Annotated in this window: 12 protein-coding genes; 9 read left to right on the top strand and 3 right to left on the bottom strand. The window is 43.7% G+C overall.

Features of this window, described 5'->3' with window-relative positions; genetic code table 11:
- Positions 1 to 121: 121 nt before the first annotated feature.
- From HXT47_RS04845 to HXT47_RS04835, 3 genes are all read right to left on the bottom strand, one after another.
- The gene (locus HXT47_RS04845; protein WP_421788937.1) at positions 122 to 937 is read right to left on the bottom strand and encodes a fructosamine kinase family protein; all 816 of its coding nucleotides are present in this window, start codon (positions 935 to 937) and stop codon (positions 122 to 124) included.
- 90 nt (positions 938 to 1,027) lie between these two features.
- A complete protein-coding gene (locus tag HXT47_RS04840; protein WP_004106454.1) occupies positions 1,028 to 1,471 on the bottom strand; it encodes a DUF2871 domain-containing protein in 444 nt (147 codons plus the stop codon).
- Positions 1,472 to 1,545: 74 nt separating this feature from the next.
- On the bottom strand, positions 1,546 to 1,986 hold the full coding sequence (locus HXT47_RS04835) for a hypothetical protein (RefSeq protein WP_004106452.1): 441 nt from the start codon (positions 1,984 to 1,986) through the stop codon (positions 1,546 to 1,548).
- Between the two features lie 240 nt (positions 1,987 to 2,226).
- Here HXT47_RS04835 and leuS point away from each other — a divergent pair, with 240 nt between their 5' ends.
- The 9 genes from leuS (at position 2,227) to HXT47_RS04790 (ending at position 13,349) form a co-directional block, all read left to right on the top strand.
- A complete protein-coding gene (leuS, locus tag HXT47_RS04830; RefSeq protein WP_421788934.1) occupies positions 2,227 to 5,211 on the top strand; it encodes a leucine--tRNA ligase in 2,985 nt (994 codons plus the stop codon).
- Positions 5,212 to 5,364: 153 nt separating this feature from the next.
- Entirely contained in the window at positions 5,365 to 6,186 is an 822-nt protein-coding gene (locus tag HXT47_RS04825) for a ComEA family DNA-binding protein (RefSeq protein WP_421788932.1), read from the top strand.
- 7 nt (positions 6,187 to 6,193) lie between these two features.
- A complete protein-coding gene (locus tag HXT47_RS04820) occupies positions 6,194 to 7,885 on the top strand; it encodes a ComEC/Rec2 family competence protein (protein ID WP_004119009.1) in 1,692 nt (563 codons plus the stop codon).
- Positions 7,886 to 7,951: 66 nt separating this feature from the next.
- Complete coding sequence (gene holA / locus HXT47_RS04815) at positions 7,952 to 8,959, top strand: DNA polymerase III subunit delta (RefSeq protein WP_004106442.1); 1,008 nt, start codon at positions 7,952 to 7,954, stop codon at positions 8,957 to 8,959.
- An 84-nt stretch (positions 8,960 to 9,043) separates the two neighbouring features.
- The gene (tsaE, locus tag HXT47_RS04810) at positions 9,044 to 9,616 is read left to right on the top strand and encodes a tRNA (adenosine(37)-N6)-threonylcarbamoyltransferase complex ATPase subunit type 1 TsaE (protein ID WP_410299676.1); all 573 of its coding nucleotides are present in this window, start codon (positions 9,044 to 9,046) and stop codon (positions 9,614 to 9,616) included.
- Positions 9,617 to 9,705: 89 nt separating this feature from the next.
- Positions 9,706 to 10,533 (top strand): tRNA (adenosine(37)-N6)-threonylcarbamoyltransferase complex dimerization subunit type 1 TsaB, encoded by an 828-nt coding sequence (tsaB, locus tag HXT47_RS04805; protein WP_421788929.1) that lies wholly within the window; start codon positions 9,706 to 9,708, stop codon positions 10,531 to 10,533.
- 25 nt (positions 10,534 to 10,558) lie between these two features.
- On the top strand, positions 10,559 to 11,089 hold the full coding sequence (rimI, locus tag HXT47_RS04800; RefSeq protein WP_112928703.1) for a ribosomal protein S18-alanine N-acetyltransferase: 531 nt from the start codon (positions 10,559 to 10,561) through the stop codon (positions 11,087 to 11,089).
- A 21-nt stretch (positions 11,090 to 11,110) separates the two neighbouring features.
- Positions 11,111 to 12,154 (top strand): tRNA (adenosine(37)-N6)-threonylcarbamoyltransferase complex transferase subunit TsaD, encoded by a 1,044-nt coding sequence (gene tsaD, locus HXT47_RS04795; protein WP_064340195.1) that lies wholly within the window; start codon positions 11,111 to 11,113, stop codon positions 12,152 to 12,154.
- A 43-nt stretch (positions 12,155 to 12,197) separates the two neighbouring features.
- On the top strand, positions 12,198 to 13,349 hold the full coding sequence (locus HXT47_RS04790) for a tRNA (adenine-N1)-methyltransferase (protein ID WP_421788926.1): 1,152 nt from the start codon (positions 12,198 to 12,200) through the stop codon (positions 13,347 to 13,349).
- The last annotated feature ends 1 nt before the right edge of the window (position 13,350 follow it).

The following is a 13,350-nucleotide window of genomic DNA, read 5'->3' as shown; positions in this document are numbered from 1 at the left end:
TAGTGACCTCTCGTTTCGTGGTCTATCTGTTGCTGTCTATATGTGTTCTACTTGTAACTATCTTCTAACATTGTATATAGCCGTGTGCTAAATACTTACATTGCTATTTTAGTGAGCAAAATTATCTTATAGAACTTTTTATAAGACTTTCGCACATATTACGGTATTCGCTCACGTAGCCTCCACCAAAGAACACGCAATGTCCTGCAATAGGGTAGAGCTGCCAAATAATCATGCGCTGCTCAAAACCTGCTTTAAGTGGATGAACAGACTGATAGCCGTCTAAAATCTGCTTAAAATAGCTGATTCCAAATAAATGAAGCATCGCTAAATCTTCTTCGCGGTGCCCACCATGTGCTGCAGGGTCGATTAGAACAGCTTCAGTGTGTTCGCCGTCTGAACTTTTAGTCCATAACACGTTTCCGCTCCACAAGTCTCCGTGAACTCGAGCAGGCTTATCTTCTGCAGCTTTTCCTAATAAATCAGGCAGCGCATCAATAACTTCGTTTGTAAGATCTAAGTCGCTTTTAGTAAGCTCTCCGCGAGCAATCCCAAGCTCAACCATAGGGCGCAATCGTCCGTCCGCAAGGTAGTCAATAACATTACTCCAAGTGCCAGTTGGCATTTCAACTGGATCACTTAAAGGTCCAAAATAGCATGTGCCATCGTAATCTGCTGGTGCTTCACCAAAATATTTTGCACCGTAATCGTGCATATGAGCGAGCGCTGCACCAAACTCAAATGCAGCAAGTGGTGTTGCTGAGTGAGTGTCAATGCGCTCAATATTAAGGTAACCGTTTCCCCAATCAAATACTTCAGCCACTCTAGGGCCGCCGTATTTGTGAGCTTCAGAAAGCCATTTTAAGCCTTTACCTTCGCATTCAAAGAAACGTTCAGGCGCGTATAATCTACTTTTCTTATATATAGCGTTGTTCATAGAAGCCTTCTTAGCGTAGTAGTGCATACGAAACATGCGCTACATACTTAATAAAATATTTATTAATAAATTAAATTATTCCCAAACTCACTATTTTACTGAAGTATTAGCACAATGAGCGATGCTGCGTTTAATTTGCAATAAGATGAGTACAATACTTACGCCAAGTAGGATGTGTCCGATTCCTGCTAAACCAGTTATGGCAAAATCTATAGATGGACTGAGATGTAGACGTAGTACTTGTGCAATGCCACGAGTAATCATCATTACTGCTGTTAGGTTGAGTCCAATATGATAAGTTATTAAGATTCTCGTAGTTTTTTCGTTACTAAAACTGAAGTTTTTCTCAACTAGTATGAGTAACAGAAAAACAACCATGCCAAGCATAAAGTAGTGTGTGTGAACTACAGCAAGCATACTTTTTGCATGGAAAGCATTAAATTTTGTAAATTCGCGATAAAAGACGCCGCCAATCATGGCGAGGACAGCATACAACAAAGACGTATTAATATAACGTTTCATAACATGATTCATAGTAACTTCCTTACGTAGAGTGATAGTCAAATATTCCTTAGTAATGTTGCTGGTGTTACAAGTGTTTGTAAGCACTATTGCATAGTATGAGTGTTTTTGTAATGCGGACATACAGTTTTAACAAATTGATATCCAAAAAGTAATCCTGCTAAGGCTAATGCGGAGCCTAATCCCGTATAAAACACGGCAATAAAGCGTTCTGGAGCGATATTTGTTGTACGAAGAACAATTCCAAAAGTCATCATAAAAGCCATGATTATAAAAGATTTAACGTCAAAGAATTTAAGGAAAAACTGCTTTTCTTCCACATAGCCGTTAATTCTTTGAGTATGTTTTTTAACGAGTTTTCCAAAAATAAGGAATTGGAATATTGCAAAAACTAATAACGATAAAGCGTAATTTAGTGGCTGCAAATAATTTGGGTATGCCAATAAGCCAATCTTAAGAATATTAGAACCAGCAGCTCCCCAAACTAAGCAAGCAATAAGAAGTAACGTATTTTTTTGTACTTTCAATTCACAACCTCTTTAATATTTATAGTTTTATTGAATTTTACCTAATTTTCTAATCTTTATTTGCTCAAAAAGTTTATTTACTATTGTAATGATTTATTTTGCGAAATAATCATAAAATCTTAATCTTGTGCGCATATTAGGAAAACTTACGTTAAAACCACATATTTTCTTAATAAAATATCAACAAAACTTGTAAAAAGTGTTGCGTAATGACGATATTAGACGCTATAGTCCTAGGGTATGAACGACAACGATCAACAGTATGCAACAGCTGACAACAAAGCTACTATTGCTGAGCCAGCTTTTCGTTACAACGCGCAGCTCGCACAAGATATTGAGCAGCGCTGGCAAAAAACCTGGGATGAACAAGGCACGTTCTGGGCTGCTAATGTTAAAGGCGATTTGAAGGATGGCGAAGGCAAGCTTGCGGACGGTCGTCCTTCTTTCTTTGCAATGGACATGTTCCCGTATCCTTCCGGCAAAGGCTTACACGTTGGACATCCTCTTGGATATTTGGCAACGGATGTTGTAAGCCGTTACCATCGCATGAAGGGTGAGAATGTTCTTCATGCAATGGGTTACGACGCTTTTGGTTTGCCAGCAGAACAGTATGCTGTTCAAACTGGTCAGCATCCGCGCATCACCACTGAGGCAAATATTGCTAATATGCGCAGGCAGTTGCATCGTATGGGCTTGAGTTTTGACGATCGTAGGTCTTTTGCAACGATTGACACAAATTATGTGCGTTGGACGCAATGGATTTTCTCGAAGCTTTATGACGCTTGGTATGACACTAATTTTGTGCGCAAAGACGGCGGAAAGGGTTCTGCTCGTTCGATTGCTGAACTCGTTGATGAGTTTAAGAGCGGCAAGCGCGAAATTCCTGGTTTTGTAGGCAAAAAGTGGGAAGAGCTTAATAAAGTAGAGCAAGCGGATGTATTAAACAATTTCCGCATTGCTTATATTTCTAAATCTCCTGTAAATTGGTGCCCAGGCTTGGGAACTGTGCTTGCAAACGAGGAAGTTACTGCAGAAGGTAAGTCTGAACGCGGAAACTTCCCAGTATTCCAGCGCAACCTTCGCCAGTGGTCCATGCGAATTACCGCTTATGGACACCGCTTGGTGGAAGATTTGAACACTATTGATTGGCCAGAAAAAGTTAAGCTTATGCAGCGAAACTGGATCGGCGAATCTCACGGTGCATCTGTGCACTTTGAGGTGCCATGTGCAGACGGCGAAGCGCGCGATTTGGAAGTGTACACTACTCGTCCAGACACGCTTTTTGGTACAACGTTTGCGGTTGTTTCCGTAGATCACCCAATTCTTGAGCATGTTCCAGAAGCTTGGGGTGCGGACGTTCCAGAAAGCTGGAAGGGCGGTTACGCAAGTCTTAAAGAAGGCTTGGCAGAGTATCAAGCTCAAGCTCGCGCGAAGACTGCTAAAGATCGCACGGAAGATGCAGGAGCAAAAACCGGCTTGTTTACTGGTCTTTACGCAATTAATCCTGTAACTGGAGCAAAACTTCCGCTGTTTGCTGCTGACTACGTGCTTATGGGTTACGGTACAGGCGCAATTATGGCGGTTCCTGGCGGCGACCAGCGCGATTATGATTTCGCAAAAGCATTCGGTTTGCCAGTAATTTACACTGTTGAGCCTTTGCCTGATTCCGAAGAAAAGTTGGCAGATTACGAAGGTAAAGCTCCGTTTGTTTCTCACGACGGAATTGTTATTAATTCAGCAGTAGAACATACGCACAAGCTTGGTGACGCTTTGTCTATTAACGGTTTGCGCGTAGACGAAGCTATTAAAAAGGTGACTACTTGGCTTGAAGCTGCAGGCGTAGGAAAAGGTAGGGTTTCTTACCGACTTCGCGACTGGCTGTTCTCTCGCCAGCGCTACTGGGGTGAGCCATTCCCAATCGTTTATGACGAAGATGGTGTTGCTCACTTAGTGCCAGATAGCGAGCTTCCAATTGCATTGCCGGACGTTCCTGACTATCAGCCAAAAACTTACGCTCCAGACGATGCAAATTCGGAGCCTGAAGCACCTTTGAGCCGAAACGAAGATTGGGTAAAAGTTCAGCTCGACCTTGGCGATGGCGTAAAAACCTACTATCGTGACACCAACACTATGCCGAACTGGGCTGGTTCTTGCTGGTATTACATGCGCTACTTGGATCCAAACGATGCTGAGCATATGGTTGACAGCGATGAATACGACTACTGGATGGGCACAAACCGTCCAGGCAAAGAGCATGTTTCTGGCGGCGTTGACCTTTATGTTGGTGGTGTAGAGCACGCAGTTTTGCACTTGCTTTACTCGCGCTTCTGGCATAAGGCGCTTTACGACTTGGGTTACGTGGATTCTGCTGAACCATTCCACCGCTTGTTTAACCAGGGTATGATTCAGGCTTACGCTTATACGGATGAGCGCGGACAGTACGTTCCTGCTGACGAGGTTGAAGAAGGTGCTTCAAACAGCGCTGGTGAGCCAACCTTTACATGGCATGGCGAGAGCGTGAACCGCGAGTTCGGCAAAATGGGCAAGAGCTTAAAGAATATTGTGACTCCAGACTACATGTACGAGAACTACGGTGCAGATACGTTCCGCTTGTACGAAATGAGCATGGGTCCGCTTTCTGAATCTCGCCCGTGGAATACGCGTAACGTTGTTGGTGGCATGCGATTCTTGCAGCGCTTGTGGCGTAACGTTGTGAACGAAGAAACCGGAGCTTGCGTGGTAACCGACGACGCACTCGACGAGAAGACGTTGAAGGTTCTTAACAACACAATTGCAGAAGTGACTGTGGAAATGGAAGCAATGCGTCCAAATACTGCAATTGCTAAGCTGATTGTGCTTAACAACCACTTGACTTCGCTTCCTCACGTGCCGCGAGCAGCTGTCGAGCCGCTGGTTCTTATGCTGGCTCCAATTGCGCCGCATATTTGCGAAGAAATGTGGAGCAAGCTTGGACACGCAAAGTCGATTGCTCACGCAGATTGGCCTGTTGCGGATTCTCGCTACGTTGGTGAGGATACTGTTACTGCAGTTGTGCAAATAAAGGGCAAGGTTCGAGCAAAGCTTGAAGTTGACCCAAATATTGACGCTTCTGAGCTTGAAAAGCTCGCGCTAGAAGCTGTAGCTGATCGCTTGGGCGGTAAGGCTCCGCGCAAGGTGATTGTGAAGGCTCCTAAGATTGTGTCTATTGTGCCTGACGAGAGCTGAGTCGAAGCTAAAGTCTGCTTAATTAATGCTGTATTGCGCGATTTTTCGTGCTTTACAGCATTTTTTGCTTTTAACCACAGGCGCATATTTTTGTTGCGAAGTGTTATAAGTTGCCCAATAGTTAAGTTAAGAACTTTAAGAGTTGGGGGATTTATGGAAGACTTTGAGCAGAATTTTGGGCAGAATCATGAGCATAATTTTAGGCTTAATAAGCCTGCGTCTGATTTGCCTAGGAGACGAATTGCAACGTCTTTAGAAGAATTTTCTAACAGCAATTTTGATAAAAATTTTAGTGACGACTATTGCGAAAAAGCTTGTAATTCTTTTGATGAAGAAATTATAAGTAGAAAAACTCATCCTAGATTTCACATGAAGCCTGTACATACGCTTGCTTTAATGCTGATACTAGTTGCGGCTCTTTGTGCAAGCTTGACAATGCTTATTTCTCAATCCTTAACATATCAACGAGTTCAGAACGAAAAAGCAGGCGCGTTTGCAATAGAAAACGACGATACTAGTCGCGAAAAGCATTCTTTTAGCGATTTAAAAGGTAACAATAAAAATGATGATGAAGAAAAAAGTGTAAGTAATGAACTCGACGAAAACAGCGGAGGTGACGGAAGTAAAGGCAACAGAGGAAGTAAAGGTGATAGTAACGACAAAAGCGACGTGAGCAACAAAAGTGACGTGAGCAACAAAAGCGACAGAAGTAATAAAAGTGACAGAAGTAATAAAAGTGACAGAAGCGACAAAAATACTGCTTCTAATCAAAGTAGCACTGGCAGAATCAATATAAACACGGCAACGCTTGATCAACTAGAAACCTTAAAAGGAATCGGTCCCAAAACTGCTGCGCGCATTATCGCTCAGCGTAAAAGAGTTGGTTATTTTCGCAGTTTAGAAGATTTGATGCAAATTAAAGGAATTGGGCCTAAAACCTTGAATAAATTCCGTGGGAATGTTGACGTCAAATAGGTGAATTATGCGAGAAAACGTAGAAAAAGTAGAAAACGTTTCTGGAAGTCGTGACTTTCGTATGATTCCTGTTGCTGCAGCGTGCTGGGCTGGGTGCTTAATTGGAAAATTCTTATGCGATTTTACTATAATTTATTGCATTTCAATAGTTTTATTCAATGCAACTATAGTTTCGATTTTTATATTTTGCAAAAAATTTAAGTTTTTTATATGGCGTAGAACAGTTTTAGTGATAATAAACGCTTTTGTAGCTGCGTTCATGCTTTCGTACATAACTCAATATGTGATATCTGGTGACGTTATTATGCGAGAAATACGCGGCAATAATCCTACTAAAGCACTGTATTCTCGAGGAAATAATGCCGGGTGTGCACATTTTGCAGAATTTACAGTAGTTACTCCTGTGCGCTCGTCTAGAAGTTTTAAAGGAGATTGCCAAGCTAATGTTCAAGTGCATAAGTTTGATGCGCAAAAAAGTTACGTTCAAGCGCGACTGTATGCGTATTCGCCAATATGCAAGCAACTTAGCTATGGTTCTAGCCTAAGCGTTCCTGTTAGCGTGAAAGCTTCGAGATTTGATAGTAGTAAGCCTGAATTGCATGTAGAAAAAACTCAACGAAATTTGCATGTTGTACAAGACTCAGACTTTTGGCACAAAGCCGTTAGTAATTTGTGGAAATCGTTTTATGACGTAACAAATAAGCTCGATATGCAAGGCAGAATGTTGGTTCCTGGAGTAACTGTTGGCATGCTTGGGCAAGAATATGTGCCAGTAGAGGATGCAAGTTCACTTGAGCCTGTCGACGAAACTTATGCGAATATGACACGTCAACATTTTCAACATGCTGGAATCATGCACGTTATGGCAGTTTCAGGCGGACACTTTTTGCTACTTAGTATGATTATTCGCAAGTTTTGCGCACGATTACTGTTGGCTCGTTGGGCTACATCTTTAATACAAATTACGTTGCAAATTGCTTTGGCTGCGATAGTTTACCCTTCTGCATCTGTGCTTCGAGCGTTAATTATGGGAATAATATCCGCTGTTGCGTGGTGTTGCAAACGTCCATACCAGTCAGTTAGTGCTTTAAGTTGGACTGTTATTGGAGTGTTACTAGTAAACCCTTCGTATGCTTGGGATTATGCTTTTGCTCTTTCTTCTGCAGCAACTTTGGGAATTGTTGTTATGGGAGTGCCGATTTCTAAAACGCTTGCAAAATATATGCCATCTTGTGTTGCTTCTGCGCTAGCTATAACGCTTTCTGCACAATTTTGGACTATGCCAGTGCAAATTCTTATGCAACCGGAAGTGTCTTTTATGTCTGTGCCAGCTAATCTAATAGTCGCTCCTCTTATGGATTGGGCAACAGTGTGCGGCTTAATTTCACTAGTTTGTGCGAGCTTTAACGATGGATTATCGCTTATTTTCGCAAGAGCTTCATCAATTGGAACAAGCTTTATGCAAAAGTGCGCGTGTTGGTGCGATGAAGTATCTTTTGGCGTGTTTCCATGGATAAAAGGTGCTGCAGGAGCGTGGGCAATGTTGTGTGCAGAATTTGTGATATTGGCTTTGTTTATGCTAGCTTTGCGAGCTTTTCGCAATAAGTATTATGTTCAAAGAGCTAGCATAATTGGTCAACTGTGGTCTGCTTCGGCAAAGCGAACATTACGAGAAGCAGAGAAAATTTTCGAAGAGTAGCAAACACGCACGCATATTCGAATGCAATATTATGATGGTTAAGAGTTGGTTGGTTTAAGGAGCATTATGGCAGCAAATAATAAGCGCGCGCAACGCGTTATGCCAGTTACGCTGGTAGTTGGAGGTGACGCTTACTTAAACGAGCTAAATGCTCGAAATGTGCGTGAAAAAGTTCAAAAAAGTGCTCCGGATGCTGAAATTATTGAACTTGATGCGTCAACTGCGGATCAGTACGCATTTGACGAAGCTGTAGGTCCTTCGCTTTTCGGTGACGGAACGATTGTAATAATAAATAATTTGCAACAAGCAGACGAGTCTTTAGTGGACGCAATCGAAAATTTCTGCAAACAAACGCAAAATAGTGAAAATAGCGAAAATAATTTTGTAGACTCTTCTGCAACTTGGGTTATTGCGCGTCACGAAGGTGGGCTTAAAGGAAAGTCTATTATTACGCGCCTTACGAAAGCTGGCGCAAACACAATTACAGTGCCGGATCTTAAAAAAGACGATGCCAAGCTCAACTTCGTTATGAGCATATTTGAGCGTCACAATCGAAGCGTTGAGCCTCAAGCAGCACAACGTCTTGTGTCAGTTTTGGGAAGTAAAACAGGGGAGCTTGCAGCATTATGCTCGCAATTATGCTTCGACTATGACGATAATCCAATAACGCTTGATATTGTCGATCGATACTTGATTGCAGATCCGCAAGTTACCGGCTTTTTTGTTGCGGATAAAGCTGTTGCAGGTCATGCAGGTTCTGCTGTGCTTGCAGCAAGAACTGCAATTGCTCAAGGAGTTGACGCCATAGCCTTAATAGGTGCTTTGGCTGCAAAAGTACGCGTAATTGCGCTCGCAATGGCAATTCGCAACGGCACGATTTCTAGTGCTGAAGCGAAAGTAAACCCGTGGGCTCTTAAAATGGCAATGCGTCAGCTTGCTGGATGGAATAGTGCAGGTGTTTCTAAATGTTTGCAATCTTTAGCTTGGGCGGATGAGCAGTGCAAAGGCGGATCTAGTGATGCGAATTATGCGCTTGAAAAATGTATTATGCTCATTGCGTCTCGAGGAAATTAGAAAGCGTAAATTAAGAATCGTAAATAAGAATCGTAAATAAGAAACGTAAATTAAGAACTGCAAATTAGAAAGATTGTGTTAAGTATGAAAGAAGAAACGGTGTCAGAACAGCAAAAAGTGTGTACTGTGCCTACGGATACTGATATGCGCGAGCTTGGTAAAGCTGTGGCAAAACTAGTTAAAGAAGGCGACGTTTTGCTGCTTTCTGGTCCTCTTGGGGCTGGTAAAACAACGTTCGCTCAAGGTTTTGGCGCAGGTCTTTCAATTAGTGAGCCGGTTGTGTCTCCAACTTTTACGATTGCGCGCGAATTGCATGGCACTTTTGCGGATGGTAAGCCGGCGACGCTAATTCACGTTGACGCTTACCGTTTGGGTGGTGAGAATTTTGCTCCGGGGCAAGATACTGTTTCGCGTTTGCTTGACGAGCTTGAATCTTTGGGGCTTGACGAAGCTTTGGAAGAGCCAGGAGACGGCACTGTTGTGCTTATGGAGTGGGGTGAGCAAATGGCAGGAGTGCTTGCTGCTGAGCGCTTAGAAGTTCATATTGCAAGACCTATTGACTCTTCGCAAGTAGACGATTTTACTAGCGATGGCGAGCGAATCGTAACTTTGAAAGCTGTTGGCAAGGATTGGCTTAATCGACTTGCAAAATTGTAATTAGAAATACGCGAGTAAATATCGCAACAAATAAATCAAGTTGTGCTAAGCGAGTAAGCTAGTCTGGTACGTGACTTCGAGGAATGAACATGAGTAATACGCTGATTATTGACACATCATTTGGCTCTACTGTTGGAATTGTGGGCCATGAGCCGATTGTTGAAACCGACTCTCGCACTCACGTGGAGCGTTTACAAGTAAATATTGCAAAAGTTGTGGAGGACGCTGGGCTTAAGCCTTCTGATATTAAATGCGTGGTTGTGGGAGTAGGTCCTGCTCCTTTTACTGGTCTTCGCGCAGGATTAGTTGCAGCAAAAGCGATTGCGTTTGCAAATAATGCTGAAATTTTGGGGTGTGATAGTCTTCTTCCTCAAAGTTTGATGATGCGTTCCGGCGCGTTCGAAGAAGCTCGCAAAAATGGTGTTATTTGCGAGGATTTGCTGCTAAATATTCCGGATTCTGTGGATTCTTGCGATTCTAATATTCGCCACTACGTGCTTTCACTAAATGATGCGCGCCGTCGTCAAGTGTACATGTCCTTGTACGACGACGAAGGAAATGCACTGATAAATATGGATATTGACTATCCGCAAAATGTTGTTGCTCGTGTGAATGAGTATTTAGCAAGCGAAACTAACGAAAATTATTGCGTGGATGTGCTCGGTCACGGTGCTAAAAAGTACGTTGAGGATTGGCGAAATATTGCGCATGTTGGCGTTATTGCAGAAGTTTCTGCGCTTGACTTGGGTGTGCAAGGTTTGCAAATTTTCGAGCAATGCTCTTTGGAATGTGCAAATAAAGATGAGCACGTAAAAGCTGTTGAACCGCTTTATTTGCGCCGTCCGGACGTGTCTGTGCCAAATCCGCTTAAGCATGTGCTTGGCTCTGGCGAAGCGAATAAGGCAAAAGAAAAATAGAAGCGTTTTAACGATTTGAGTAATTATGATTGTTGATATAACGCGTTCTAAATTTCCAGCAGTAGTCGAGAATTGCAATATAGTTCCAAAGTGCGATTTTACTTGCAATGAGTTAGCGCAAAAAATAGCTCCTATTGAAGCCGACTTGTTTGGCAAAGGCTCATGGAATGAGAGCATGATTTCGCAAGAATTGCAAGCTCCTATGCGCGCGTATTACGCTCAAATCGACGAAAATACGCATACGTTATGCGGGTATGCCGGCTACTGGTTTGACGGCGATGACGCGCAAATAATGACAATTGGCATTGCAAAACAATATCAAAGAAAAGGCCTAGCGTCGGAACTTTTATCAACTATGATCAAAACCGCAGAAAAAATTGGTGCTAAGCGCATGTTGCTAGAAGTGCGAGTTGACAATGTTCCTGCGCTCGCGTTGTATGAACGTTTTGGTTTTAAGAAAATGGGTTTGCGGAAACGTTACTATCAGCCGGAAGGCGTGGATGCGTACACAATGTGCGCTGATCTAACCGCAAAAAATAACGGAACTGAGGAATAACGAGGAATAAAGAGGAATAAAATGAGCGAAGCAATCGTATTGGGGATTGAATCAACTTGTGACGAAACTGCCGCAGCTATTGTGCGCGGACGTACTCTGGTGTCGAATGTGGTGGCATCTTCAATGCAGGAGCATGCGCGCTACGGTGGCGTAATTCCAGAAATTGCTTCTCGTGCGCACGCTGAAGCTTTCGTGCCGGTTGTTTCTAAAGCATTGGCAGACGCAAACATGGATTTAAGCGATGTTGACGCGATTGCAGTAAGCGCAGGTCCTGGTCTTGCTGGCTGCTTAGCTGTGGGAGTTTCGGGAGCTAAAGCACTAGCTTGGGCTGCAAATAAGCCGATTTATGGCATTAATCACGTAATTGGGCATATTGCAGTAACGCAATTGCAATTCGGCGATGTGCCGGAAGATGTGCTTGCTTTAATTGTTTCCGGCGGTCACACTTCGCTTCTTCACGTGAACGATATTGCTAGAAGTATTGACGTTGTTGGCACAACTTTGGACGATGCTGCAGGCGAGTGCTTTGACAAAGTTGCGCGTTTGCTTGGATTCCCATACCCGGGTGGCCCTCATATTGATAGGCATGGCAGGCTTGGAAATCCGGATACTTTGAAAGTTCCGCAAGGCTTGACGCAAGGTCGTTCTGGCAAAGAGCATCCGTACGATTTCAGCTTCTCGGGCGTAAAAACTGCTGTTGCTCGTTGGGTTGAAGCGCGTGAGGCTCAGGGTCTTGAAATTCCAGTTGACGACGTGTGTGCTTCTTTGGCTAATTCTGTGGCGGAAGTGCTTTCCAGAAAAGCTATGATGGGCTGCGAGCAGTACGGTTCTAAAACGTTGATGATTGGCGGCGGATTCTCTGCTAACTCGCAGCTTCGTGAGCATTTGCTGGCTTGCGGCGAGGAGCATGGAATTGAAGTGCGTTTGCCAGAGCTCAAGCTTTGCACAGATAACGGTGCGATGGTTGCAATGCTAGGCGTGAATTTGGTAGAAGCAGGAGTTCGTCCTTCTGCTCCTGATTTTGCAATCGATTCTGCAATGCCTCTTACCACTGTGAGCTTATAATAGTAGAAATAATAAAAGTCGTTTTAAAGTTGCGAGGTGTTTAGTGCGTTCAGGTAGTTCGCGTAGCGGAGTGTTACGAGTAGGTGAGAAGATTCAGTTCACTGATCGTAAAGGTAAGCGAATTACTGCACAACTTATTGCAGGCGGATTTACACAAACTGAGCATGGTCTTATTTGTCACGACGATGTGATTGGTCAAAGCGAAGGCGTTGTAATTACTACTGTTAGTGCAAAGCGCGAATCTCAGCAAAATAGCGAAAATCAAGAATCTAAAGACCTTTCAAAATCTGGCAATAAGCCTTGGAAAGCAGCTCGCGCTATTGGCGGATGGGATTATGTAGTTATGCGACCGCGCATGGTTGACTACGTGCTTTCTATGCCTAGAGGCGCGCAAATTATGTATCCGAAAGATATTGCGCAAGTAATCGCTTTAGGAGATATTCGCTCCGGAATGCGCGTTTTGGAGTCGGGTGCTGGTTCTGGTGCTATGAGCTTAAGCCTTTTGGACGCAGTTGGGGAGTGTGGAAAGCTTACTACGATTGAGCTTCGCCCGGATTTTGCGCGCATTGCCGAGTCTAACGCAACTTTGTACTACGGAAAGCGCCCAGAATGGTGGAATTTGCTTACTGGCGATTTTGATTCTGTTGCAAAAACCTTAGATGCGCACAGCGTGGATCGCATTATGCTCGACATGCTTGACCCTTGGAATCGCCTCGAGCAAGCTCATCGAGTTATTGTGCCTGGAGGCGTGCTTGTTGCGTACGTGACGACTACAACGCAAATGTCTCGCATGGCTGAAACTTTGCGAGAAAGTGGCATGTGGACGGAGCCGGAAATTCAAGAAACATTGGAGCGCACTTGGAAAGCGCAAGGTTTGGCGGTTCGTCCGGATCACGCGATGATTGGTCACACTGGATTTTTGATTGTTTCGCGCGCAATGGCAGAAGGTTTTAGCGCTTTGAAGAAGCGTGAGCACGGTACTAAAGATACTGTGAGCGATATTGACGATATGACAGCAGAAGAGCGCGCTGAACAGTTGGAAGACTTGTCTTTGCGTGATATTTCGGATCGTAAATTGCGTAAAGTTTTACGTGATTTAGACGTGCAGCTTGCGCAATTGCCGGAAGATTCGCAGTCGCAAGATCCGCAAGATTCGCAGTCTGCACAACAATCAGCGCTTAATCAAGCTAAGTAGG

It is taken from the genome of Gardnerella sp. DNF01205, assembly GCF_049244135.1.
Lineage (GTDB): Bacteria > Actinomycetota > Actinomycetes > Actinomycetales > Bifidobacteriaceae > Bifidobacterium > Bifidobacterium leopoldii.
Note: the sequence above shows the minus strand (reverse complement) of the source record. Positions and strands in the feature narration are given on the sequence as shown.